This is a genomic window from Methanoculleus sp. DTU007 (genome assembly GCF_001512385.1).
Lineage (GTDB): Archaea > Halobacteriota > Methanomicrobia > Methanomicrobiales > Methanoculleaceae > Methanoculleus > Methanoculleus thermophilus.
Map to the genome: position 1 here is coordinate 10,329 of NZ_LFRO01000006.1, position 911 is coordinate 11,239.

Sequence of the window (911 nt, forward strand, 5' to 3'; positions counted from 1 at the left end):
CTGCTCATGCGGGAGAACGCCTCGACGGTCTTTGGCTGGTCCGTAACTCTCCGTATGCGTTCAGGCATCCGTGGTGCCTCAAGGAGCATGAAGATCGTCGTGACCGCTATGAAGAAGAGATAGAGGAGGAGATCTGCAAGGCTTATGGCGGAAGAGGAGAGGAACCCGGCAAAGGCCTGCAGGTCTATTGAGGATGGGGTGAACGAACCTGTACTGATCCCGTACCTCTCTAAGAGGGCGAGGATCTCTGATAGTCTGGCGGTCAATTCCTGCTGGTAAAGGGGGAGGGCCGAGATCAGGTTTTCGAACGAGAAGAAGACGAGGTAACAGATGAAAAGGATCAGAAGAGTGGCAAAGACAGTGACCGCACCAACTGCAGCGACCTCAGGAATCCCCCTTGACCGAAGCGCTTTTGTCGCAGGATAGGCGATCATGGCGAGGATCACCGATACAACCATGATTGTGACAAGATAGGAGATCTGCCGAATCCCGAGGATCAGGAATACCACTGCCGTCAGCAGGAATATCGTGAGCAGAGATCGGGGAAGAACTGGAGCGTCTGCCATTGTGGGTTTCATCTGATAAACTGTCTTTTCATCAACCATATCAATCCCGCGAATCACACCGGCACAAGATCCAATGAACTATCCTGGTAATCCCTGGTTTATTCAGGGAATATTCGCCTCAAGCAAATTTAACCAAGGGACAGTTTTAAGGCACATTAATCACGAACCGTAGTCTTAAATGGTGCTCACCCTTGAAATCATATTTATTGGCATAGCAGTGCTTTTTTTAATTAGTATCATCGCAAATAAGTTTTCGGAGCGGCTCGGGGTCCCCGCACTCCTTATCTTCCTTGTCGTCGGGATGCTCGCGGGTTCGGAAGGACCGGGCGGCATCCCGTTTGACGA

1 protein-coding gene is annotated in these 911 nt (G+C 51.0%); it reads right to left on the reverse strand.

Going from position 1 to position 911, the window contains the following annotated elements; translation table 11 throughout:
- The coding region (locus ACI94_RS00680) for an AI-2E family transporter (protein ID WP_286680971.1) at positions 1–578 on the reverse strand (578 nt) is incomplete at its 3' end.
- Positions 579–911 lie beyond the last annotated feature (333 nt).